This window comes from Weissella sagaensis (assembly GCF_010306265.1).
Taxonomy (GTDB): Bacteria; Bacillota; Bacilli; order Lactobacillales; family Lactobacillaceae; genus Weissella; species Weissella sagaensis.
Genome location: NZ_BLKA01000001.1, coordinates 342,428 through 366,040, shown reverse-complemented (window position 1 = coordinate 366,040; position 23,613 = coordinate 342,428). Strand labels below are relative to the sequence as shown.

24 protein-coding genes and 1 pseudogene are annotated in these 23,613 nt (G+C 37.6%); 22 read left to right on the top strand and 3 right to left on the bottom strand.

The window, feature by feature from the left end; translation table 11 throughout:
• The first annotated feature begins 339 nt into the window (after positions 1-339).
• The 4 genes and pseudogenes from G7Y65_RS01890 to G7Y65_RS01875 all read left to right on the top strand — a co-directional run bounded on the left by G7Y65_RS01890 (position 340) and on the right by G7Y65_RS01875 (position 3,954).
• Positions 340-1,748: pseudogene (locus G7Y65_RS01890) on the top strand (APC family permease).
• A gap of 139 nt (positions 1,749-1,887) precedes the next feature.
• The gene (locus tag G7Y65_RS01885; protein ID WP_042492095.1) at positions 1,888-2,877 is read left to right on the top strand and encodes an asparaginase; all 990 of its coding nucleotides are present in this window, start codon (positions 1,888-1,890) and stop codon (positions 2,875-2,877) included.
• A 23-nt stretch (positions 2,878-2,900) separates the two neighbouring features.
• Positions 2,901-3,215 carry a YdbC family protein gene (locus G7Y65_RS01880; RefSeq protein WP_042492094.1) on the top strand — a complete coding sequence of 105 codons (315 nt, stop codon included), beginning with the start codon at positions 2,901-2,903 and terminating at the stop codon, positions 3,213-3,215.
• A 169-nt stretch (positions 3,216-3,384) separates the two neighbouring features.
• Entirely contained in the window at positions 3,385-3,954 is a 570-nt protein-coding gene (locus tag G7Y65_RS01875) for a hypothetical protein (protein WP_042492092.1), read from the top strand.
• Here the strand turns inward: G7Y65_RS01875 and G7Y65_RS01870 are convergent.
• Complete coding sequence (locus G7Y65_RS01870) at positions 3,951-4,325, bottom strand: PaaI family thioesterase (protein WP_042492090.1); 375 nt, start codon at positions 4,323-4,325, stop codon at positions 3,951-3,953. The genes G7Y65_RS01875 and G7Y65_RS01870 overlap by 4 nt on opposite strands.
• 132 nt (positions 4,326-4,457) lie before the next feature.
• On the opposite strand from G7Y65_RS01870, the gene menB reads away from it, so the two are divergent.
• The 6 genes from menB to G7Y65_RS01840 all read left to right on the top strand — a co-directional run bounded on the left by menB (position 4,458) and on the right by G7Y65_RS01840 (position 11,320).
• Positions 4,458-5,276, top strand: a complete 819-nt coding sequence (gene menB / locus G7Y65_RS01865) for a 1,4-dihydroxy-2-naphthoyl-CoA synthase (protein ID WP_042492088.1) — start codon at positions 4,458-4,460, stop codon at positions 5,274-5,276.
• A gap of 89 nt (positions 5,277-5,365) precedes the next feature.
• Positions 5,366-6,817: an o-succinylbenzoate--CoA ligase gene (locus G7Y65_RS01860; protein ID WP_165314504.1), complete on the top strand. Its 1,452-nt coding sequence runs from the start codon at positions 5,366-5,368 to the stop codon at positions 6,815-6,817.
• Positions 6,818-7,095: 278 nt separating this feature from the next.
• On the top strand, positions 7,096-7,620 hold the full coding sequence (locus G7Y65_RS01855) for a GNAT family N-acetyltransferase (RefSeq protein WP_042492084.1): 525 nt from the start codon (positions 7,096-7,098) through the stop codon (positions 7,618-7,620).
• Positions 7,621-7,840: 220 nt separating this feature from the next.
• Positions 7,841-9,193 carry an APC family permease gene (locus tag G7Y65_RS01850; protein ID WP_147161616.1) on the top strand — a complete coding sequence of 451 codons (1,353 nt, stop codon included), beginning with the start codon at positions 7,841-7,843 and terminating at the stop codon, positions 9,191-9,193.
• A 208-nt stretch (positions 9,194-9,401) separates the two neighbouring features.
• Positions 9,402-10,097 carry a response regulator transcription factor gene (locus G7Y65_RS01845; protein ID WP_042492082.1) on the top strand — a complete coding sequence of 232 codons (696 nt, stop codon included), beginning with the start codon at positions 9,402-9,404 and terminating at the stop codon, positions 10,095-10,097.
• Entirely contained in the window at positions 10,097-11,320 is a 1,224-nt protein-coding gene (locus tag G7Y65_RS01840; protein ID WP_042492081.1) for a sensor histidine kinase, read from the top strand. Before G7Y65_RS01845 ends, G7Y65_RS01840 begins: the two co-directional genes overlap by 1 nt.
• Positions 11,321-11,393: 73 nt before the next feature.
• On the opposite strand, the gene rpiA is transcribed toward G7Y65_RS01840, so the two are convergent.
• Positions 11,394-12,095, bottom strand: a complete 702-nt coding sequence (gene rpiA, locus G7Y65_RS01835; RefSeq protein ID WP_042492079.1) for a ribose 5-phosphate isomerase A — start codon at positions 12,093-12,095, stop codon at positions 11,394-11,396.
• 125 nt (positions 12,096-12,220) lie between these two features.
• On the opposite strand from rpiA, the gene mutY reads away from it, so the two are divergent.
• The 11 genes from mutY to G7Y65_RS01780 all read left to right on the top strand — a co-directional run bounded on the left by mutY (position 12,221) and on the right by G7Y65_RS01780 (position 21,457).
• Entirely contained in the window at positions 12,221-13,321 is a 1,101-nt protein-coding gene (mutY, locus tag G7Y65_RS01830; protein WP_042492078.1) for an A/G-specific adenine glycosylase, read from the top strand.
• Between the two features lie 66 nt (positions 13,322-13,387).
• Positions 13,388-14,287 carry a ribonucleoside hydrolase RihC gene (rihC, locus tag G7Y65_RS01825; RefSeq protein ID WP_042492076.1) on the top strand — a complete coding sequence of 300 codons (900 nt, stop codon included), beginning with the start codon at positions 13,388-13,390 and terminating at the stop codon, positions 14,285-14,287.
• Positions 14,288-14,405: 118 nt separating this feature from the next.
• Positions 14,406-15,125, top strand: a complete 720-nt coding sequence (gene rsmG, locus G7Y65_RS01820) for a 16S rRNA (guanine(527)-N(7))-methyltransferase RsmG (protein WP_042492074.1) — start codon at positions 14,406-14,408, stop codon at positions 15,123-15,125.
• 13 nt (positions 15,126-15,138) lie between these two features.
• A complete protein-coding gene (locus G7Y65_RS01815; protein ID WP_042492073.1) occupies positions 15,139-15,909 on the top strand; it encodes a ParA family protein in 771 nt (256 codons plus the stop codon).
• A complete protein-coding gene (locus G7Y65_RS01810) occupies positions 15,896-16,801 on the top strand; it encodes a ParB/RepB/Spo0J family partition protein (RefSeq protein WP_042492072.1) in 906 nt (301 codons plus the stop codon). The genes G7Y65_RS01815 and G7Y65_RS01810 overlap by 14 nt, the downstream gene beginning before the upstream one ends.
• Positions 16,802-16,811: 10 nt before the next feature.
• On the top strand, positions 16,812-16,997 hold the full coding sequence (locus tag G7Y65_RS01805; RefSeq protein ID WP_042492070.1) for a DUF951 domain-containing protein: 186 nt from the start codon (positions 16,812-16,814) through the stop codon (positions 16,995-16,997).
• 24 nt (positions 16,998-17,021) lie between these two features.
• Positions 17,022-18,125: a redox-regulated ATPase YchF gene (ychF, locus tag G7Y65_RS01800; RefSeq protein WP_165314503.1), complete on the top strand. Its 1,104-nt coding sequence runs from the start codon at positions 17,022-17,024 to the stop codon at positions 18,123-18,125.
• 11 nt (positions 18,126-18,136) lie between these two features.
• Positions 18,137-18,877, top strand: a complete 741-nt coding sequence (locus tag G7Y65_RS01795; RefSeq protein ID WP_042492067.1) for a DUF1129 domain-containing protein — start codon at positions 18,137-18,139, stop codon at positions 18,875-18,877.
• A 33-nt stretch (positions 18,878-18,910) separates the two neighbouring features.
• The gene (locus G7Y65_RS01790; protein WP_042492066.1) at positions 18,911-19,600 is read left to right on the top strand and encodes a response regulator; all 690 of its coding nucleotides are present in this window, start codon (positions 18,911-18,913) and stop codon (positions 19,598-19,600) included.
• 18 nt (positions 19,601-19,618) lie between these two features.
• Positions 19,619-20,731, top strand: coding sequence for a sensor histidine kinase (locus G7Y65_RS01785; RefSeq protein ID WP_042492065.1), 1,113 nt, complete (start codon positions 19,619-19,621; stop codon positions 20,729-20,731).
• Between the two features lie 30 nt (positions 20,732-20,761).
• Positions 20,762-21,457, top strand: a complete 696-nt coding sequence (locus G7Y65_RS01780) for a phosphatase PAP2 family protein (RefSeq protein WP_042492063.1) — start codon at positions 20,762-20,764, stop codon at positions 21,455-21,457.
• Positions 21,458-21,578: 121 nt separating this feature from the next.
• Here the strand turns inward: G7Y65_RS01780 and G7Y65_RS01775 are convergent, their stop codons facing one another.
• The gene (locus G7Y65_RS01775; protein ID WP_081839273.1) at positions 21,579-22,148 is read right to left on the bottom strand and encodes a DUF1836 domain-containing protein; all 570 of its coding nucleotides are present in this window, start codon (positions 22,146-22,148) and stop codon (positions 21,579-21,581) included.
• A gap of 147 nt (positions 22,149-22,295) precedes the next feature.
• Here G7Y65_RS01775 and G7Y65_RS01770 point away from each other — a divergent pair, with 147 nt between their 5' ends.
• Positions 22,296-23,522: an MFS transporter gene (locus tag G7Y65_RS01770; RefSeq protein WP_042492060.1), complete on the top strand. Its 1,227-nt coding sequence runs from the start codon at positions 22,296-22,298 to the stop codon at positions 23,520-23,522.
• Positions 23,523-23,613: the final 91 nt, after the last annotated feature.

Genomic DNA, 23,613 nt, shown 5'->3' with positions numbered 1-23,613 from the left:
TTGCTAATAATCGATAGTTTATTAATAGCACGCTAAATTCCCCAACCAGCCAAGACGGTGGTTGAGGTGGTGGTCGTTATTAAATTGTTGTTTTTAATCTGAGACTTAAACATAATAAGTGACCTCCATACGATAATTAATACCTAGAAGGATAGCATTATTATTCATTAAAAACAAGTGTTATTTTGAAAAAATTAAAATAACTGACTTGTTTATTAATCAAATAATAATAATCAAGTCAGTGTTTTTTAATATAACGTGAGAAAATTTTATCAGTTATATGCCGTTGATGAATAACTCAGCAGGTAGATAATAATAAATTTTTATAAGAGGAATACAATGCGTAAATTAACACTATGGCAAAAGATGTGTCGGCGTGAAAGTCCACAACATTATGCAGATAAAGATGGTAAATTAAAAGCAGTATTAGGTAAACGAGAAATGATGGCAATGGGTATTGGAACGGTCATCGGTGCAGGTGTCTTTACTATGCCAGGAATTGTGGCTGCTGAATATGCTGGTCCGGCAGTTGTTATTTCATTCATTTTGGCAGCCTTAATTGCGGGTTTAGCAGCTTTAGCTTATGCTGAATTAGCATCTGCAATGCCATTCGCAGGATCTGTTTATTCTTGGGCTAATGTTATTTTTGGTGAATTTGTTGGTTGGTTAGCAGGATGGGCGATTTTAGCGGAATATTTAATTGCATTAGCTTTGGTTTCGTCAGCTTGGTCGTCGTATTTTCAAGGATTTTTATCGAGCTTTGGATTTGAATTACCCAGATTTTTTCAAGCATCGGTTAACCTGAATCAGGGGACTGGTTTTGATTTGTTTGGTGCATTATCCATTTTATTGATTGGTTATTTAGCGTGTTGCGGTTTAAAGAATATTGCCCGGATTGAAAATTGGTTGGTAATCGGGAAGATTTTAGTAATTATTTTGTTCATTTTAGTTGGCTTAACAGCCGTGCAAGTGAATAATTGGGTGCCATTTATACCACAACATCAACCAGGAACACATTTTGGTGGTTTGTCAGGGATTTTAGCGGGGCGACACAAATATTTTTTGCCTATATTGGATTTGATACAATCGCAGCTAATTCAGCCGAAGTGAAGAATCCACAAAAAACAATGCCACAAGCAATTATTGGAACGTTAATTATTGCGACAGCTTTGTTTGTTGGTGTTGCAGCCGTCTTAACGGGCATGTTTCCTTATGACAGATTTTTAGATAATGCTGAGCCGGCAGCTTGGGCATTACGAGAGTCGGGTCATTTATTTACGGCTAATTTATTGTCAGTTGTTGCCTTAGTGGGGATGTTTTCGGGATTAGTTGCATTGTTAATTGGGGGTTCGCGTCTTATTTATTCATTTGGTCGTGATGGGTTGATGCCTCGTAAATTGGCGCAATTAGATCAAAAAGGATTACCTAAAACGGCAATTATTGTGATAACTATTATTGCAATCATTTTAGGCGCTGTTTTTCCAATCAGTATGTTAGCTAATCTTGTTTCAGGGGGAACCTTATTGGCCTTTATCATAGCAGGTATGGCAGTCTTACGATTACGTAAACGACCTGATATTGTACAGCATAGGTTTAAAATGCCATGGTTCCCATTCTTGCCAATTTTGACGGTATTAACATCCGTAATGCTATTATGTTCATTAAATATGGTAGCCATTTACTTAATGATTGGTTGGTTAATCATTGGGGCACTCGTTTATTTATTATATGGTAGTCGGCACACTTAATGCCATGATTAGCATTTCATTATTGAAGCTCAACGGTAAATTGCCGGTTGTGGCTTCATTTTTATTTAATGGTGTATTGAGAAAAATAAGTGTGCGATAATAAATAATAAGATATGTTTAGATAAATGGGAGAAAGCCGATGAAAAAATTATTGGTTTTAACAACAGGTGGTACAATTGCATCTACCAAAACAGCGCAAGGATTAGCGCCAGGAATTACGGCTAATGAATTAATGACTTTTGTTGTCCCACGTGATAATGTGCAGATGTCAGTTGAAAATATCATGGGAAAAGATTCGACAAATATGCAACCTGAAGACTGGTTAATTATTGCTGGTCGTATTTTAGAGCGTCAAAATGAATTTGATGGCTTTATTGTCACGCACGGGACGGATACCATGGGATATACGGCTGCTGCACTATCATACTTATTGTATGGTATAAAAAAGCCAGTGGTGCTTACTGGTTCACAAATCCCATTGGGTGAATTACAAACAGATGCCATTCGAAATTTAGATGATGCGGTTACATTTGCAAGCCAAACACACTTAAATGGTGTTTATTTAGTGTTCAATGGTTTAGTTATGATGGGAACACGTGCTGTTAAGACAAAGACAAAGAGTTACGATGCTTTTGAAAGTATCAATTATCCTTATTTAGCTAGTGTTAATGCAGGGGAAATGGTTTCATTATATGAACCAGAGACTGAGGTACAACAATTAAAATCCCACGTTTCACTCGATGCGAATATTTTTGTGTTAAAGGCTTTTCCGGGATTGTCGGTCGATATATTTGACTATCTAGTTGACCATACACATGGTGTTATTATTGAAAGCTTTGGGAACGGTGGGTTACCCTTTCAAAGACGTAATTTAATTCCGGGAATTGAAAAATTGATTGCAGCGAATATCCCTGTCATTATTACGACACAGATTTTAGAAGAAGGGCAAGATATCAATTTGTATGAAGTTGGTAAACGTGTTGCTGATGCTGGTGGCGTAACGGTCGGCGATATGAATACGGAAGCGGTTGTTGCTAAATTAATGTGGGTGTTAGATCAAACACGTGATCCACAAATAATCACACAAATGATTCAAACACAAGCATCGCATGATATTGGGTTTGTTTAACGTAGACGATTTAGGAGGGACAAATGGCAAAATTATCATATGATATTTTAGAAAAATTTGGTTCATTATCAACCAGTAAAAGTGGTTGGGAACTGCAACTAAATTTCGTACAATGGGGGGATAATCAACCAAAGTTCGATTTACGATCATGGTCACCTGATAATAGTAAAATGGGTAAAGGTTTAACATTATCTCATGAGGAGATAGTCGCCTTAAATAAGGTGCTAACGGATATCTTATCGGCTGAACATACGCCAATTATTGATAATAATACAGTTGTTGAAGAACCCGAAGAAACGGAACCACACCCTAAATGGGGTCGTTTGAATGATATGTAATTGGGAACCAAAGTTGCCCGCTACCTTAACTTAAGGATATCAATTCACTATTAATTGTGAAACTGATATCTTTTTTATTATGACGAAAAAGATTAGTTAATGACGTCATTGTTGCACGTTGTTTTGTTGTCTACACTAATAACAGTGATTTTGAAATGGGGACAAGACAATGAAAATTGCAATTATTGATGGCATGCTTGCGCAGGAACAATGGTTAGATTTGGTTATCGTAGCAGCGGGGTTAAATAATCAGGTTAACAAGATTATTGTATTAACAGACGTTATGGTACCAGACTATGTGAATCAACTCTGCCAAGCCTTGCAAGAAAATGATGATACCTGGCAATTGGTGCAACAAGAAGGCATTATGTTACTGCATAAAGAAAAAACGTTCCGTAATTTGGAACGTCAATTAATAGGCAATGGGAAATTGCATATTTTTGATTTTAATAAGATGACAATTGTTATTCCAAATATTGATAGGAAGAGGTCGTCATATTCGGCAAGTCAAATAGAGCAAATCTCGGATTATTTATATGGGCAAATGAAACCAATGTGTTTATTACCGACGCAACATATTGTTGATCATCTGATTACTAAAGGTTGGCGGTATGCCAACGCCCAGACTAATTTTGGGCCGGTTGTTTTAACCGATGCAACAACGACTAGTAAGAAAACTAGTATTTTATGTCATAATCAGCGACTATCCAATAGTATTTTGCTGACCTTGATGGCCTAAGGTTTACTAGTAACCATAATGGTGACGGTTGATGTGGCAGTTTGTTGTTGGGTCTCTTCTATAAAGATATTTACTTGCCAAGTTTGAATACGGTGACCTAATTTAATTGGCATTGCAATGGCTAATAGTGTACCTTTATCAGCTGGTGATAAGTGGTGCGTATGAATATCAACACCAACAGGCACGTGTGTGTCATCAATCATGGTTGCTTGTGCACCTAAACTAGCTGCAGTTTCTGCTAGAAAAGCGTTGATACCACCATGAACAATGCCATAAGGTTGTTTAATATTATCTGAAATGGGTAATCGAATAATCGTTTTGGTGGCTGATATTGTATCAAATTGCACGTTTAAATATTCTAAAGCATTCATGGCAAAACCTCACTTAAATAGATTGTTGTTAACCATCATTCTAATATTAATTTGGAAAAAATAATAGAAAAAGATTATACTACTAATAGTGTTTACAGAATTAAAAGACAAAAATAGGAAGTGCAGATAAATATGACAGTAGAATGGTCAACAGTTAAAGAATATTCAGAAATTTTCTTTGAGCGTACTGACGCAATCGCAAAAATTACGATGAATAATCCACGTCATCATAATGCATTTACACCAGATATGGTGCAAGAAATGATTGATGCCTTTTCAATTGCCCGTGATGATGCTTCAATTGGTGTGATTATTTTAACCGGTGAAGGTGATAAAGCCTTCTCATCTGGTGGTGATCAATCTGTTCGTGGTAATGGTGGTTATGTTGGACACGATCACATTGCCCGTTTAAACGTTTTGGATCTACAACATTTAATGCGAATTATTCCTAAGCCAATTATTGCAATGGTTAAAGGCTGGTCAGTTGGTGGTGGAAACATTTTGCAACTAGTTTGTGATTTAACAATTGCTGCTGATAACGCTATGTTTGGACAAACAGGACCTAAGGTTGGTTCATTTGATGCTGGTTATGGTTCAGGTTACTTAGCACGTGTTATTGGTCATAAGCGTGCTAAAGAAGTTTGGTTCTTAAATAAGTTTTACACAGCAAAAGAAGCTTACGATATGAACTGGATTAATCGTGTCGTACCATTGGCAGAAGTTGAGGATGCAACGATGGAATGGGCTAATATTATCCTACAAAAGTCGCCGACTGCGCTACGCTTTATTAAAGCCGCTATGAATGCAGATACTGACGGTTTGGCTGGTTTGCAACAATTCGCTGGGGATGCAACGATGTTGTATTATACAACTGAGGAAGGAAAAGAAGGAAAGAATGCCTTCCTAGAGAAGCGCGATCCTGATTTTTCAAAGTATCCAAAATTCCCATAAATAAGTGATGAGACTCGATAGGTGACCATTAATCATGGCAGCTGTTGAGTTTTTTGTCATATCGTCATAAAACGTAAAAAGGAATGAATATGGATAATTGGCTTATAAAAAGAGCACAGTTAACGCCAAACCGTTTAGCTGTTCAATATCAAGAAACAAAGCTAACTTTTTTACAAATGAAAAATAACGTATTAAAGTTGGCTTCACAATTAGCGTATTATGCTAAAACAGAAGAGCGAGTAGCAGTTATCACATCAAATAATTTACAAGGTTACTTGATGATTTTAGCTGTTCAACAATTAGGGAAGACGGTTGTGTTAATTAATCGACGCTTAGCAGCTCGTGAAATCAATTTTCAATTACAAGATGCAGCGATTAATTTAGTTGTGCAGGATGATGACTTTAATTTAGAGTTAGAAAAAGTGCAGCAGTTGCCATTTGCAAAAATTGTTGATACGTCTGTTGTAAATACGATAACACCAGTTACTGATTTTAATTTAACGGGTGTGACGTCGATTATGTACACATCAGGTACGACGGGGAATCCTAAAGGTGTGATGCAAACATTTGGTAATCACTTTTATTCAGCTATTGGTTCTGCATTAAATTTAGGACTGATGCCAAATGATGTTTGGTTAGCAGTGGTGCCAATTTTTCATATTAGTGGCTTATCAATTATGATGCGCTCATTAATTTATGGCATGGGTGTTCGGTTAGTTGAAAAATTTGATGTTAAACGAATTAATGATATTTTATTAAGTGGTGATGTGACAACAATTTCAGTGGTACCGATGATGTTAACGCGTTTGTTAGCAGCATTACCAGTAAATACACAATATCACCCCAATTTTCGTACCATGTTATTAGGTGGTGGGCCGACTGATTTAATGACCTTACAAAAAGCAACGCATTCGGGTATTGAAGTTGTACAATCATATGGTATGACGGAAACAGCTTCACAAGTGATTGCCTTGGATGCAGCCAATGCGCAACGTAAGATTGGATCTGCTGGTCAACCGTTGTTGTCAGTTTCTTTGCGCATTGCCCATCCTGATGATAAGCAACATGGTCGTATTCAAATTAAATCACCAACATTGGCTGTGGGCTATTTGAATCAACCAGAGAAATATGCTGATTCTTTTGAAGATGGCTGGTTTGATACTGGTGATATGGGCTGGATAGATGATGAAGGCTTTTTGTATATTGATGGCCGGGAAGGTGACATGATTTCATCAGGTGGTGAAAATGTCTTTCCTGATGAAATTGAAAGTACGTATGCAACGTTAACTGAGATTGCCCAGATAGCCGTCGTGGGTGTGCCTGATGAAAAATGGGGTGCCGTACCGATTGCTTTTATTACTTTTAAAGATAATAAATATTTGTCACAACAAGATTTGCGTGATTTTGGTCGTGAAATGTTAGCACATTATAAAGTGCCAGCTAAATTCTATCAACTAGATGAGTTTCCAAGAACAGCTAGTGGTAAAGTACAGCGCCATAAATTAGTTGATGCTACGACATACGCAACATTAATAAACTAACTATTTGAATTTTTTAAATGAACGTTTATAATAGTTTTTAATCTAGGAAAGGGGGTGATACGTTTTGGCAGATTTAAACAATCAACGAAACGTATCGCCCTTGTCATAAGGAAACAAGGGCGATACGTTCTGTAAGTTAGTCGTTAATGACTAACATGATTATGCAGATTGTAATTAATGCGCATGATCAGGAGCATCAAGTGACGAGCTTGGTGCTTTTTTATTACCATGATATAATCGTGGGGAAACAAGAAAATAAGATAAATGAGGTGTTAGAAATGGAGATCATTGACGTTACGCCAAATACACAAAAAGATTGGGAACGTATTTATACTGAGGCGTTTCCTGAATATGAACAACGACCAATGGCAGAATTAGTTACGTTAGTTGAACAACAAGATGCTATAAAAATGCAGGTTATTGTAGATGATCAGACCATTGTTGGTGTTGTTTATCTATGTGAAATCGGTCTATCAAAAGCATTCTTACTCTATTTTGCTATTGATGCAACAATTCAAAGTAAGGGATACGGCAGTCGTGCATTGGCGACATTGAAAGAACGTTATAAAGATGGTGTTATTTTAGAGGCCGAACAGGTGGGAACACAAGCTGAAAATGAAGAACAACGGACACGACGCTATGACTTTTATATGCGTAATGGACTTGAAGATAAGCAATTGTTATCTGAAAATTCCGGCGGTGTATTTCATTTGTTAGCAAGTACACCTGATATTAGTGCTACGGAATATTTACAAGCGATGCATGCAATGTCAATAGAAGCTATTGTACGCAGAGATGATTAGTTTAAGAAAATAGTTTAATAAGTAGTAAATTGTCAGACATTTTGACGATTTACTACTTTTTATTTGTGATGAAAATTTATTAAATATTAAATATTCCCTTTTAAGGCTAATTATTTGGTAAAATTATGATTAATAAATATCTATAATTTAGATATGACATGTATGTAAGCGTAGTCAATACAGGGTTAATACAGGACGTAGAAAGGCAGGCTTGTGTGGTATGGCACAACAAGGTTTAAAACCTAGTATCAGTACCTTTGGTATTATTTCTTTAGGTGCTGGTGGGGTAATTGGAAGTAGTTGGATTTATACAAATAGTCAATTTTTTCATCAATATGGGGCTGGTGGTGAAATTTTTGGACTTCTCGCCGCATCAATTCTAGCAATTTTAGTATCTTTATCATTTGCTGAATTATCGACTATTTATCCAAAAGCTGGTGGTGAAGTTGTCTATGGTTATGAGGCATTTGGTAAAAAAGGTGGCTTGTTTGCAGGTTGGGCATTATTAGGCTCATATTTGAGTGCTTTAGCATTTTATGTGACGGCATCAAGTATGTTGTTATCACAAATCATTCCCAAAATTGCGACGGGACCGGCATATTCATTTGCAGGTGCTAAAGTTCATTATACGGAACTGATTTTGGGCGTATTAATTACATTATTTATTTTTGCAATTAATTATCGCGGGGCTAATTTAACTAGTAACGTGCAAATTGTTTTGTTTGTACTCTTGATTTTAATTGGTATTATCTTGATTGTTGTAGGTTTTAGTCACGGTAAACCAAGTAATTTCTGGCCAGCTTTTTATGATCATCAGACTAAAACACCCGAAATTTTCCGCTTTATTTTACCAGCAATGACGTTCCTAACGGGTTGGGAATCAATTGGTGTGATGGCTGAAGAAGTTAAAACACCAGCTCGTAAGATTGGTCGTATTGTGGTGATTGCAATCATGATTGCATCAGCCTATTACTTGTTGGTATTGCTAGCATCAGCATGGGTTCATCCTTGGCAAAGTACAGCAATGATGGAAATGGGAACAGTTGATGCGTTTAAAGCTGAAGGTTTCCCAATACTTGGAACAGCTGCTTTTATTATTGCTTTCTTAGGATTAGGAACTAGTTTCTTAGCATTGTTCTCAGCGGCACCACGTTTGATTTATTCATTAGCAGAACAAAAGATTTTACCAAGTTATTTTGCTAAGGTTCACCCAAAGTATGGGACACCAAGTCGTGCAATTGTTATGACCCTAATTTTAGTATTAGCATTAGGTTGGCTTGGAAAAGGTGCCCTAACATACTTCTTGGACATTGGTGGTTTCTTAACAGCATTGGCTTGGGGAATTAACGCCTTTAACCTAATTGCTATTCGTAAAAAGCATCCTGAGTTAAAGGGTGGTTTCCGTAATAAGCATCTATCATTACCAGTTATTGGTGGTGTGATTGCTATTTTGATTGCTTTATCAACAATCATTCCCGGAACATCAGTTTCATTGGTCTGGCCATATGAATATGTTATTTTGGGCATCTGGATTGTGATTGGTTTGGTAAGTTACTTTACAGGTAAGAAATAAATGTTGTTTGAAAGAACCGTGGACATAATCACGGTTCTTTTTTTATGGCATAAAGTATATTTAAGCAATTATTGCGCATAGGTTTTATAATGAGACGAGGGAACCTTAAATATTTAAGGTTTTAGTAAGCTGATAATAGGCACTTTTTAAGGTTCAACGCTTATAGTCACATTCAAAGAGAGAAACAAGTATACGAGGGTGGTAAGTTATGGTTGAAAATACAATTAAATTATTAGTAGTTGAAGATGATTACGCGTTAAATGATACAGTGAAAGAAACAATTTCAGAATTAGGTGAAGTTGTTCAGGTTCATGATGGTGATGAGGGATGGTTTGAAATTGAATCCGGCGTATATGATGCCGTGATTTTAGACGTGATGTTACCAGGACAAGATGGTTTTACGATTTTAAAGAAGGCTAAAGAAGCCTTTCCAAATTTACCAGTCTTGATGTTAACGGCTAAAAGTGAATTGACTGATAAGATGCAGGGGTTTGATCTAGGAGCTGATGAATACGTGACAAAGCCGTTTTATAAAGAAGAATTGTTAGCACGTTTAAAGGCATTACTGCGTCATACAGGTGTATTGGGACAGGACGGTGCTTTGGAAGTTGGTAATATTCAAATTTACGTTGAACAGCATAAAGTTCTAGTTGGTAATGAAGAAATTAGTTTGCAAGGTCGTGAATTTGGACTGCTAGTTTATCTGGTACAACATGTTGGCCAAATTGTTACTAAGGACCAAATTTTTGATCGCCTATGGGGCTTTGATTCAGATACTTCTTTGACAGTAGTCGAAGTTTATATGTCTAACCTACGAAAGAACTTACGCCAAGCGGAGGCACAAGTTAATATCAAAACGTTGCGTAATGTAGGTTATACGTTAAATGCAACAAATGAGGATTAATGGCTGATACCAAAGTGGTCAAAGAACCACATTATCAGTGGCGTAGATTTAAAAAGTGGTTGCAGAGAATCCGCGCTTCGCTTCCACAAGAAGTAAAAATGACTATCTTAATGGTAGTGGGTTTTACGTTTGTGTTCGTATTAATTGGCACGTTTACAGTTAATCAGTTTAGGACGGTTATGTATGGTAATGCGCAGCATCGCGTTAGTCGCGTTTTTGATGTGCAAACCAATCGTTTTGATCGTCCTATTATTCAAACTGAAACGGCACAGATCACTGATTTTGTTGATTCCTTTAAGGTATTGAATTTACCAAAAGAAAATAAAGTTTATTTACGACAATATCGTGGCAGTTGGTATTTTTTTAATCGGCGCGGTGACGAATTAGCTTATGTGGACGTTACGGCAGAACACGAATTAGTTGAGTCATATCAAACACGATTATTTTGGATTTATGTATTGTCTGAACTTGCGCTATTGTTAATGGGGATGGCACTAACACGTGCTAATATGCGGCCGATTATGCGGTCTTGGAATCAACAACGTACATTTGTTGCTGATGCGGCGCATGAATTTAAGACACCGATGACGGTTATTCAAAATAACTTGGAACGAATGCTTGAACATCCAAACGACACCGTAATCGATCAAGTTGAAAGTGTTGCTAATGCGCTAACTGAAGTGAGACATTTAAATAATTTAACGGGTGACTTATTAACTTTGTCGCAAGCTGACGCTGATATTCCATTGTTTGCGTTTGAAGAGATGGATTTGACAACAACGATTCGTGAGGTTGGTGATATTTATGCGTATAATGCGGCTGAAAAGCAGCAAACTTTGGAAGTGGCTGTACCAGACACTATGCCAATCGTTGGAGATGCGCAACGCTTACGTCAATTACTCGTTATTCTAACGGATAATGCACAAAAGTATGCTGGTGAGGGTGCTAGTGTGAAAATTGAAGGTAAGATAGTTGGCAATAATGTCAAAATTATGGTTTCTGATACGGGACCGGGTGTTTCCGATGAAGATAAGAAACATTTGTTTGACCGGTTTTATCGAATCGATAAAGCACGGTCACGTTCGACGGGTGGACATGGTCTGGGTCTATCTATTGCAAAGTGGGTCGTACAGGGTCATCGTGGGACTATTGATATTCTTGATAATCAACCGCAAGGAACGATTTTTAAGATTTTAATTCCCAAAGGACAAAAAAGTACTTAATAAAAAAGCTTAACAAACTGAGGATTAGTCGGCATTGCCGATACTAAAGCTAAGGAATGTTAAGCTTTTTTATTTAAATTAATGGTAAGGGATGAGCATCAAATATATCAATGGTTTCATCTTCACGACCAACAATCACTTGATCGACAACGTTTAAGAATAAACCATGTTCAACAACGCCGACCATGCTGGTTAGTTCACGACCTAAGGTAAATGGGGCAGGCATTTGATTAAAGTGTAAATCAATTAGGTAATTGGCTGAGTCGGTACGGACAGGATTACCATTTTGATCTAAACGCCAAGTGGGCTTGTAACCTTTTGCTTCAAGGCGTTTAAAGAGTTGATCGGCTCCGTATGGAATAATTTCTACGGGCAAATAGTGGGTTAGATGATCTGATAATTTAGAACCATCAACAACCCAAACATTACGTTTTGAATTAACCGCAACAATTTTTTCCCAAAGTAGTGCAGCACCACCACCTTTGATAGCAGCAAAATTTTCGTCAATTTGATCAGCACCGTCGATCGTAATATCAATATGATCAACATCGTCAACGTTATGCATTGGAATACCTAGTTTGGCTGCTGTACGTCGCGTTTTATCAGAAGTTGGGACGCCCTTAATTTTAAGACCATCTTCGGCAACACGCTTTCCAAGTGCTTCGATAACATAGGCGATCGTTGAACCAGAACCGATACCGACTACCATACCATCTTCAACCAGTTCGGCCGCACGATACCCCGCTAATTTTTTCAGTGAAGTTTGATCTGTCATAAGGAAAATCCTCTTTCTATGTGTATTATTAATTATATTATCGCGCATTAAGTTAGATTTAGGCAAATCAAAAATTATAAAATGTTACACTAAGTAAATAACTTTTAAAAAGGTGGCAAATTTTCATGATTGAAATGTGGGATGATGATAAAATAAACGCTTTTCAAGCAACTTTATTAACTTGGTATGATCAAGAAGGTAGGTCAACACTACCATGGCGTCAGGATAGAGAACCGTATCATATTTGGGTATCTGAAATTATGCTACAACAAACGCAGGTTCAAACAGTGATACCCTACTTTGAACGATTTATGGCAACTTTCCCAACGATTAACGATTTGGCTATGGCGCCAGAGCAGTTATTATTAAAAACATGGGAAGGGTTAGGCTATTATTCAAGAGTGCGTAATATGCAAAAAGCAGCGCGCCAAATTATTGATGATTATGCCGGTAGTTGGCCAGATAATATGCAAGAATTGCAAAAATTAGCTGGCATTGGTCCTTATACGGCTGCAGCAATTGCAAGTATCGCATTTGATGAACCAGTACCAGCGATTGATGGCAACGCTTTTCGGGTTTTTGCACGTTTATTTAAAATTGATGCTGATATTGCACAACCTAAAACACGTAAAATTTTCTTTGAATTGGGACAACAAATTATTGATCAAAAACGACCGGGAGATTTCAATCAAGCTATTATGGATTTAGGGTCATCTTATATGACGGCTAAAAACTATGATAGTGAGCATTCACCTGTTAAAGCATACAATGCTGCATACTTAGATGGTACAGAAGCGTTGTATCCTGTTAAGTCTAAGGCACCAAAACCTAAGCCGGTGACCTATTTTGCAATCGCAGTTAAATCTCCAGCGGGTTATTTGTGGGAACAACGACCAACAAAAGGTCTGTTAGGTGATTTTTGGATGATGCCGTTATATGCACTGACGGATTTTATTTTAGATAATGATGCGCATTGGACTGAAGAAGAAATGATTCAGGCAACCCAAAAACGTTTGGCAGCAGATTATGGTGTTGTTGCTGATTTAAAACGGGTTCCTGGTCGCCCAGTAACTCATGTGTATACGCATTTAAAATGGACGGTCACGATCTTAACAGCTACAGTTAAAAAGCAAAATTTGCAACGTGGCCAATGGCAAACGATGGCTGATATTCAAAATGATCCACAGCCAAAAATACAAGATAAAATTTGGCAACGTTTAAAATAAAATAGCGGCTACTACAAGTGGGCATGTGATACTATCTAAGTATTAAAGAGGGGATAAGGTATAGAAATGGCGCAAAAAATATTGTTGGATATGGATCCTGGTATTGATGATGCAGCGGCATTATCAATTGCATTAACAGATGATGCATTTCAAGTGATGTTACTTACGACAGTAGCGGGTAATGTCTCAGTTGATAAAACAACCCAAAATGCTTTGCGTTTGGTTGAGTTTTTTCATCAAGAAAATGTGGTGCCAGTGGCAGCTGGGGCATCAGCACCACTAATTAAAAAATATGTTGACGCATCTGATATTCATGGTGAATCGGGGATGGCTGGTTGGGAATTTCCAACAGTTAAAACGACTGTTCTACCAGAACATGCAGTTGTTGCAATGCGTCAGGTTTTGATGAATAGTCAAGAAAAAATGACAGTGGTTGCAACTGGGGCATTTACTAATATTGCGTTGCTAATTCGTATGTATCCGGAGGTATTACCTAAAATTGCGCAAGTTGTTGTAATGGGTGGTTCTTTAGGAGTAGGAAATGTCACCAGTGTTGCAGAGTTCAATGTATACACAGATCCGCACGCAGCTCAAATTTTATTGACATCTGGCTTATCAATTAAGATGATTGGGTTAAATGTCACGTTGCAGGCTTTATTGAGTAAAGAAAATATCAATAAGTTGGGTGGAATCAATCAAACTGGTAAGATGTTGCAAGCTTTATTTATGCACTATGCTGATGACCAAGATGGTGCAAAACCAATGCACGATGTGAATACTTTGTTTTATCTGGCACAACCAGAAGCTTTTGTTTTTGAGGACTACGCTATTGATGTCATCACACAAGGACCAGCTAATGGGGCAACTGTCGCAACAAAAGATCATAACACAAATGTTAGCGTTGCCACATCAGTTAATGTTGAAGCGTTTAATAAGTGGTTTATGACAAAAATTACGGCAATTTAGTTTGTGTTTCACGTGGAACATTAATGTGGCACATGACAGATTCAACTCAGTCATACTATTGAATAGATAGGCATTTTGCGGTATTCTTTTAGTATTGGAATCAGTTTGGAGAATGATAATGAATCCCGAAAAATTTGCGGCGGCATTACGCGATAAAAACATTATTTTAGATGAGAAACAACTAGCACAATACCAAACGTATTATGATCGATTGGTAGCAGTTAATGAACATATGAATTTAACAGCCATCACGGATCGAGATGAAGTGTATTTAAAGCACTTTTACGATTCGTTAACTTTAGCATGGGCGTATCCTAAATTACAAAGTGAAAAACTTAGCATGATTGATGTTGGTGCTGGTGCTGGTTTTCCATCACTACCATTAAAAATCGCGTTTCCACAATTGAAAATTACAATTATTGATGCTTTAAATAAGCGGATTAAATTTTTACAAGAATTAGTTGATGAATTAGGTCTTGAAGATGTAACTGTTATTCACGCACGGGCAGAAGAATTTGGTCAAAAGAAAGCACCTAACCGTGAACAATATGATGTAACGACTGCACGTGCACTAGCACGCTTGAATGTATTAGGTGAATTAACGCTACCATTGGTTAAAGTAGGTGGTGTGCTGTTAGCGATGAAAGGTAGTGCGGCCAACGAAGAACTTGAAGAAGCACAAGGTGCGATAAAAAAACTAGGTGGTAAAATTGGCGAATCAATGCCAGTTAACTTACCAAATGGTGATCCAAGAACAATTATCGTAATTGAAAAAGTTGGATCAACACCAAACCGTTATCCACGAAAGCCAGGGGATCCAGCACGTAAACCATTGTAGAAAGGAGAAAATAATGGGACACATTATTGCATTAGCAAACCAAAAAGGTGGCGTTGGTAAAACAACGACTACGGTTAATTTAGCTGCTGCATTGGCTAATTTTGGTAAAAAAGTATTAATTATTGATACTGATGCCCAGGGAAATGCAACTTCAGGAACCGGTGTACATAAATCTAATATTGAACAAGACATCTATGATGTATTGATTAATGACGTACCTTTGATGGAAGTTGTTCTACCAACATCACATGAGGGTGTTGATATCGTACCAGCGACAATTCGTTTGGCAGGCGCTGAGTTAGAATTAGCACCAGTTATGGCACGTGAATTACGTTTAAAAAATGCACTTGGTGATGTTCGCGAAAAATATGACTATGTATTGATTGATAATCCCCCTTCATTGGGACTTGTTACGATTAATACTTTTTCAGCTGCAGATTCAATTTTAATTCCAGTACAGGCAGAATATTACGCATTAGAAGGCCTTGGCCAATTGATGAATAATATGAAATTAGTGAAGCGACACTTTAATCCTGATTTAGAAATTGAAGGCGTTTTGATGACAATGGTTGATCCACGTACGAATCTATCTGCTGATGTTGTAGAAAATGTCCGCGAGTACTTTAATAGTGAAGTATATGATACGGTAATTCCACGTAATGTACGGCTGTCAGAGGCACCTTCACGTGGATTGGCCATTATTGATTATGATCCTAGATCAAAGGGTGCTGAAGTTTATACAAATCTAGCAGAGGAGGTCCTTAAATCTCATGGTGAAATCTAAAAAAACAGGTTTAGGGGGTCTTGGCGCAAAAGGTGGCGGCTTAGGCGCATTGTTTGCTGACCAAGGGTTAGATAATACAGTGAATGGTAGTGATGAAGTTCGCGATATTGCAATTGATAAAATTGTTGCAAATCCTTTCCAACCACGCCGTGTTTTTGATCAAAACAAATTACAAGAACTAGCAGATTCAATTAAACAAAATGGCGTGCTACAACCAATTATTGTTCGCCATAATCCTAAAAATAATAGTCAATACGAATTACTAGCTGGTGAACGGCGTTGGCGGGCATCACAATTAGCTGAAATGACGACTATACCAGCAATTGTCCGCAAACTAGATGATGATCAAATGTTGCAAGCGGCTATTTTGGAAAACTTGCAGCGTGAAGATTTAACGCCGTTAGAAGAAGCACAGGCTTATCGTGACATGATGGATGGCCTTAATCTGACACAAGCACAAGTTGCTAAACGACTAGGAAAAGCACGTTCAGCAGTAGCCAATTTTTTGCGGTTATTGAATCTACCAGACGAAGTGAAAGACTTATTAAATGCAGGTCAGTTATCAATGGGACAAGCGCGAACATTGCTAGGGCTACATAATAAACGGCGTATTACGCCAGTTGCCAAGCGTGCCATTGCTGAGGGTATGACGGTTAGACAATTAGAACAATTGGTAAATAAATTAAACGAACAAGCAACTCCAACGAAAAATCAAGCAAGTCTTTCACCTTATATTAAGGCATCAACAACAGCGCTAGAAGATAAATTCGGTACGAAAGTACATATGACACGCAATCGTAAGGGTGCTGGTAAGATTGAAATTACATATTTATCAGATGAAGATTTAAATCGGATTTTTGATATGTTAAATATTGACCTTGATGAGCAATAAGGAGGCAGCAATGTATAACTTATATGATGTTGTTGAAATGAAAAAGCCACATGCTTGTGGCGTCAATGAGTGGCAGATTATGCGTGTTGGTGCGGATATGAAGATTGTGTGCCAAGGTTGTCAACGTCAAGTTGTTATGACCCGTCATGAATTTGATAAAAGATTTAAACGTGTATTAAAAAGTGCACAAGAATAAAAAAGAGAGATAGGTAAATATATAATGGCTCTTACAGCAGGAATTGTTGGCTTGCCAAACGTCGGCAAATCAACGTTATTTAACGCAATTACTAAAGCAGGGGCAGAAATGGCTAATTACCCATTTGCTACCATTGAACCCAATGTTGGCATGGTTGAAGTGCCAGATGACCGTCTAGATCGTATTCAAGAATTGATCCCAGCTGATAAAGTTGTGCCAACGACTTTTGAATTTACGGATATTGCCGGTATTGTAAAAGGGGCTTCACAAGGTGAAGGACTTGGTAATAAGTTTTTGGAAAACATTCGTCAAGTTAATGCCATTGTGCATGTCGTGCGTGCATTTGATGATGATGATATTACCCATGTTTCAGATAAAGTTGATCCGTTAGATGATATTGAGACAATCAATACAGAGCTTGTGTTAGCTGACTTGGAATCAATTGACAAGCGTTTTAGCCGTGTTGAAAAGGTTGCTAAGTCTGCAAAGGATAAAGAGGCTATTGCAGAACTAGCAGTTTTGGAACAATTGAAGCCAGCTTTAGAAGCTGGTAAGCCAGCGCGCTCAATTGAATGGGATGATGATGAACAAAAAATTATTCATAATTTGTTCTTGTTAACATCAAAGCCGGTACTATACGTTGCCAATGTTGCCGAAGACGATATGGCGGATCCAACAGCGTCTGAGTACTTCCAACAAATCAAGCAATATGCTGATGAGGAAAATGCTGATGTCATTGGTATTTCTGCACGTGCTGAAGAAGAAATTGCTGAAATGGATGATGAAGATAAAGCCGAGTTCATGGAATTGCAAGGCATTACCGAGCCTGGATTGAATCGTTTGATTAGAGCAGCCTATCACATGCTTGATTTGCGAACTTTCTTTACCGCTGGTGGTAAGGAAACACGTGCTTGGACATTCCGTGCTGGTATGAAGGCGCCACAAGTTGCTGGTGTTATTCATTCGGACTTCGAACGAGGATTTATTCGTGCTGAAACATTCTCATTTGAAGACCTTGATAAGTACGCATCATTGAAGGCAATCAAAGAGGCGGGGCGCCGTCGTTCAGAAGGAAAAGAATATGTTGTACAAGACGGTGATATCATCGAATTCTTGTTCAATGTTTAATTGGGGGAACTATGACAGAGTCAAAGGAACAAACACAAGTACAGGATACAAAGCTGACGTTGCCAACAGTACAAGAACTGGCAACATCTGGATTAACGAAGCGTAATCAAGAGTTTATCCGTCAAATGGTTATTTTAGCTAATGGTGATGACACCAAAGCACAATTAATTACTGAAGTTGGGGCTAAGTTATTAACAGCACAAAAGACTGGTCAAACGGCACGTCAGTTGTATAACTCACCAGCCGAAGCAATGGGATTAAAAACGGTTGAAGAAACACAAGCAGAATCACGCGGCTATGCTAGCTATGGTTTTTGGCCACTAGCAATTGATAATGCAATTGCATTCTTTATGATGTTTAGTTTTATGTTCGGGTTAACTTTGCTATTTAGCCGCAATACCGCTTCAATGCAAGGGTCTGGCGGGGCTGCTGGTATTACATCATTAATCTTAACGTCAATTTTGGGTGGTGTATTCTTCTCGGCTGTAACGTTAATGATTACGCCACGTCGTGATGGTAAGCGTGTATCAATGTGGAAGAAAATTTCTGTAACAGTTGGTGCGTTTGCAATTTGGTTCTTAGCATATCTTGGATTTGCTTACCTACCACCAATTATCAATCCATTATTACCAGGTTGGGTTTATATTATCTTTGCCGTATTGGCATTCCTTGGTTTCCGTTACTGGCGTTCAAAGACGGGAATACGTGGTGGGTTCTTAGGAACAAACAACACGCAATCACGTTCTAAATAAAAGCTAGTTACAAGAGACAGTGGGGATAGATTAATGAAAATTTTGATTGTTGATGATGATCATGAAATTGCTGAACTACTAGAAATTTACGTTAAAAATGAAGGCTACGAGCCGGTAATTGCTAGCGATGGTAAGGAAGCAATGACTAGAATTCGCACAAATCCAGATATTGGTTTGATTATTTTGGACATTATGATGCCTGAAATGAGTGGAACCGAAGTTTTAAAAGAAGTTCGTAAGGATAATCCAGTACCAATTTTGCTATTATCTGCTAAATCAGGGGCAATGGATAAAATTCAAGGATTAATTACGGGTGCTGATGATTATGTTACAAAGCCGTTTAACCCATTAGAAGTTATGGCGCGTGTCCGAGCGTTATTGCGCCGTGCGCAAAATGGCTTGTCACAGGCAACGCCTGAAGTGTTAGATGTTGGTCCGTTGACAATTAATAAAGATAGTCATGAGGTAAAAACTGCAGATGGCGTAGATATTAATCTAACGGCTCTTGAGTTTGGTATTTTATATTTGTTAGCATCCCATCCTAATCGTGTGTTTAGTGCAGATGATATTTTTGAGCGTGTTTGGCAGCAAGAATCAGTTGTATCAGCCAAAACAGTTATGGTACACGTGTCACACCTGCGTGATAAACTTGAAGCTGCTACTGGTGGCAATCAGGTTGTTCAAACGGTTTGGGGCGTCGGTTATAAAATCGAAGTACTCTAATAAAGGAAGGCAGTGGGGATGAAGCTAAGAATACTGAGTTGGCTTGAATTAACGGTCAAGACAGTGGTTTCTGCCCTGCTTTTTGTATGCACAGGACTAGGCATTGTGTTGCTGTTACAACCACATTGGCAAAGTCATAATTTATGGGCAGAGGTCAATATAATTGCACGAGAATTACCAATACTCGTCAGTGTTATTAGTATTGTTTTATTAATACTTTGGCTATTTTTGGTGCGACGGTTCTATCAACAAACAAAGTTAAATGATTTAACTGCCGCCGTTCATAATTTAGTGCCACAAGTTGGCGATACAAAAAGTCCGGGTTTAGCCGCGAAACGTTTTGGCCATCGTTTTCAACCGCTAGTGAATAACATTAATAATGTTTATGAAGCAGCACAGCAAGCGATTATGGAAGAACATGCAATCGAACGCTCTAAAGATGAGATGGTGACAAATGTGTCCCATGACCTGCGAACACCATTAACATCAATTTTAGGTTATCTTGGTTTGATTATTAATGATAAGGACCAACAAAAACTTAGTCATGAAGATATTATGAAATATGCGAAGACAGCATATGATAAGTCTGGTCAAATGAAGTCGTTGGTAGAAGATTTATTTGATTATACGCAAGTGCGTCAAGTTGATTTTAAGCTTCATTGGGCACCATTGGATTTGGCAGCCATGCTGCAACAATTAGCTGTTAATTATGAATTAGAAGCCAAAGAAAAAAATGTTGTGATATCAGTCGTATCCAAGCCAACTGTTATTGAAATGATGGGGGACCCAGATCGCCTGGCTCGTGTTTTTATGAATTTAATTAATAATGCGCTAAAATACGGTGAAGGTGCGACCTTTATTCGATTAACAGCTAAAATTTTGGCTAAAGATAATGAAGTTGAAGTACGCGTGACAAATAATGGTGCTAAAATTCCAAACGAGTCACTAGAGCGATTATTTGATAGATTTTATCGAGTTGAAAGTTCACGTAATGTTAAAACAGGTGGTACTGGACTTGGGTTAGCAATTGTTGATGGTGTAGTTGAAGCACATGGTGGCCGTGTCAGAGTTGAATCGGATGATGAGCTGACAAGCTTTATTATTAACTTGCCGCTGATGTCAGAAGATTAAAACTTATTATAAACTGGAAGGGTTTTAACAATGACAAATAATAAAATAGCATTTAAGGGTACCCAATTAATTTGGGCAACCATTAGTTTGATCCTGTTTTTAGTGATGAGTAGCATGGTGATGTCTAATAGTGCGTTAATTAATCATTTTGATGATAGTGTGACGCAATGGATTCAGACGTCATTTGGGTTGCCAAAGATGGACTACGCACATGGGCTATTTAATAGTTGGATGACGTTTAGTGCTACGTATGGTGATGCGAAAACCATGGTGATTATTACCTTTATCGTCGCGATTGTATTGTTTATAAGACGCTACCATATTTTATCGCTATGGTATTTGGCAGTTGTTGGTACAGGTGGTTTATTAGGCATCATGATGAAAAATGTGATTGAGCGACCACGACCACAGGGGCATTTGCCAATTGATGATGGCTTTTCATTCCCCAGTGGGCATGCGGTTAGTGTAACATTGGTATGCTTGGCATTAGTATTAATTTTCATACCAATGTTAAAGAAATCCTGGGTAAAAATCTCGACATATACAATTGTTTTACTATTTTGGTTTAGTGTTTTGTTTTCAAGAATATACTTCAGTGCACATCATCTAACAGATGTATTGAGTGGTGTCGTTTTAGGTATTTTTTGGATCTGTATTGCCATGGCTATTTATGGCATGGTTAGTGGTTGGTTAAAAGCAGCTATCTTCAAAAAGTCAAAAATATAATATAAAAACAAGAAAGCCTGTTAGTCTAACACACAAAGATGTTAGACCAACAGGCTTTTATGTTGTAATAAAAAATTTGAAAAATAAAAAACGCTTGCCAAGACGAGGCAGCGTTAAAAATTTATTTTGTTGTTGGCACTTCTTTGATGGGGTGCTCTTGTTGTAGTGTGGCAAGTAATTTTTCAGCTTCAAGCTTGTGGAAGAGAACATTTGCAGCTGATTGCATTAATTGTGCTTCTACGGATGCCCCCTCACTGGGAATATTGGTAGGGTTTTTGAAGTAACCCAATAGTGTGTCGACAAAGGAATTAAAAGCATTTTTAGGATAGTCATTAGCTGTTATTTGATCAATAGCAGCACGGATTTGATCTAGTGAAAAAATGGGCTTTAATAATGAAATAATTAAAATATCAGCAATTTGGAGTGTTTGATAACGCTTCTTTACAGGTGCAATAATCATCTTCTTTTTAACATAATTATTAATCATTGTTGAAGTAACCGTAGGTAATTCTAACGGTGTTAGAACGGCATTGATATACTCAACGACTTGATCCATATAAAGATCAAAATTAGGTAAATCATCCCAATGTGGAAATAGAATATCCTCAAAGTTATTTTTTTGTAGGTTGTTTTCAGTCACTTTAGTCACCTTCAATTCATTATTTGCTGTGTAAGCAATATTATACCACATCTAGACTGTAAAACTAAATAACACGATTGTATAAACTATTATATAATTCTTTTACCACTATAATAGGTGACATTAATTAGGACAAGAAGAACGGCCTTGTGGTAGTATGGAAACAATTTGATTTTTGAGTATAGGAGGTAAATGAGTATGCAAGAATTTATGGCGCTGAATCGTAATTTAAAGTTAAGGACGTTAACAGTTTTTTTAACGGTCTTATTAGGTAGTTCGATTGGGCCAAATATGACAATTTATTATGTGCAATATTTTGGGGCTTTTATTTCAGGACTTTTACTGATGATTGTATCAGTAGCTGGCTTTATTGCCGGCTTGTATGGCGGTCATTTATCTGATGTCTGGGGGCGAAAGAGGACCATGTTAACTGGTTCAGCATTGATTATCATCGGCTATGGGCTAGCGATGTTTATGAATGCACCTTGGTATACAAATCCATATGTCACATTTGTGGGCTTTTTATTAGCGTCAGTTGGTGCTTCCTTTGCAGATCCGGCAGAACAGGCAATGATGATTGATGCTTCTACGATTGCTAATCGAAAATTTGTATATGCGTTGATTTATTGGGTGCTTAATATTGGCGTTATGATTGGTGCAGCAATTGGTGGGTGGTTCTTTAGAGACTACCTATTTGAATTATTAATGGGATCAGTGGTAGTTGGTTTTATTAATGCATTTATTATTAAATTCGGTATGGCAGAAACATTAGATATGAACCATATACAAGCTAATTCGTCTGTGTGGAGCGCCGTGAAATCGTATGGGCAAGTTTTATCTGATAAACGTTATGTGTTATTTATGTTCGGGTCGATTTTTTCGGTAGTGATTTACTCGCAACCTGATTTTTATTTGGCAGCACATTTAACGAAATCATTTAATGATTATACTTTTATGGGCATTCATTTTTATGGTCAACGTATGCTGTCGTTCATGTTGGTTATTAATACAATTTTAATTGTATTAGTAATGAATTATATTAATCGTTTTACAAACAGATGGGCATTACGTCGGAGCTTTGCATTTGGGACTTTTTTGCAAGGGTTTGGTTTTGCGATATCATTCCTATTGCATGATTTTTGGCCGCTAATTATTGTGACGGTTGTCTTTACGTTAGGAGAAATTATAAATGTACCATCAAGTCAGACAATGCGTGCTGATATGATGAATCCAGCTAAAATAGGGGCTTATTCGGGCGCATTTGCAGCAACACGGCCGGTCGGTAATATTGTAGCCGGTTCAATGGTATCACTATCTCAGTTTACGAATGATTTAGGAATGGCGGGTGCGTTGATGATTGGAACATTTATTGCGATTGTAACAATTATGAAAGCCTCTAAGATGCCAGCGCGTTTTGACAATTAATCATACTAGAATAAATATTATTTAAAAACAGTAAATTACCAATAATAGGGTGATTTACTGTTTTTTTATGTAAAACAAAAAAAGCCAACAA